At 72.2% G+C, this 1209-nt stretch carries 1 pseudogene; it reads right to left on the bottom strand.

Features of this window, described 5'->3' with window-relative positions:
• Positions 1-1209, bottom strand: a pseudogene (locus tag ACQKIP_RS47805) (AAWKG family protein); the annotation flags it as partial.

Raw genomic sequence — 1209 nt, 5'->3', positions numbered from 1 at the left:
ACGTGGCCCTGCGGCCCGGCTCCGCCTCTTCCTCGGAGGTGTCACCGCCGGTGGTCGCCACGCGGGAGGCCGGCGCCAGGAAGGTGTCGCTGTCCTCCTGGCGGTTCCACGGGCTGCGCCTGCGGCGGTTGCGCCGCTCGCTCTCCTCCACCGCGTCGACCAGCACGGCACGCACCCGCTCGCCGTTGCCCTTCTCGCCGCCCGCGCCCATGCCGCCCATGCCGCCGCCCATCGGCATGCCGGGCGAGCCGGGCGTGCCGGGGGCTCCGGGTGTGCCGGCCCCGCCGCCGGCAGCGGCCGGGCCGTTCGCGGAGGATCCGTCGGACAGCGGGGCAGCTCCGCCCGCGCCCAGACCGTCCAGTGCGGAGCCGCCGAGGCCTGTGCCGGCACCGACAGAAGCGCCACTGCCACCGCCGGAGCCCGCGCCGCTGCCGCCGCCGTTCAGATCGGGGAACGTCACGTCCCGGCTCGTAGAGCCGCCGCCACCGGGGCTGTTCAGGCCGTCGGGGATGTCGAGACTGTTCTTGTTGCCCGCGGAGTTGAGGTCGTGCAGGTCGACCGTCTTGGTGTGGCCCTGCGGGTCGGTGACGGTGGCGATGCCGGTGTCCGGGTCGATGACCTGCTTGCTGCCGTCCGGGTTCGTGGAGGTGAGCATGCCGTTGTCGAGACTGGTGACGGAGCCGTCCGGGTTGGTCACCTTCGCCCCGTGGGTCAGGTCGGTCAGCGTGGTGCTGCCGTCCGGGTTGGTGGAGGTGAGCATCCCGCTGTCCGGGTCGAAGCTGGCCTTGCTGCCGTCCGCGAACGTGGTGGCGAAGTCGCCGTGGTCGAGCGAGGTGAGGGCGCCGGTCGAGGACTCCAGACCGGACTGGTCGCCGTTGAGGTTCCCGAGGTCGCCGAGGGATTGCGTGTCCGGGCGGGAGTTGAGGTCGCCGAGGTCGCCGAGATCCCCCAGATCGTTCGTGCCGTTGCCGCCGTTGAGGTTGCCCAGGTCGCCGAGGTTCTGGGTGGTGGTGTGGCCGTTCGGGTCGGTGGTGACCGCCTGACCGGTCGACGGGTCGATGCTCTGGCTGGTGCCGTCGGGGAAGGTGGTGGTCAGCTTGCCGTCGTCGCCCAGCGAGGTCACCGAACCGTCCGGGTTGGTCACCTTGGTGCCGTCGCCCAGGTTCTGCGTGGTGGTCGACCCGTCCGGATTGGTCGTGGTGAGCGTCC

Origin of the sequence: Streptomyces sp. NPDC059900 (genome assembly GCF_050270335.1) — a bacterium.
Classification (GTDB): Bacteria; Actinomycetota; Actinomycetes; order Streptomycetales; family Streptomycetaceae; genus Streptomyces.
The sequence above is the reverse complement of the archived record's forward strand: the minus strand, read 5'-3'. Positions and strand labels throughout refer to the sequence as shown.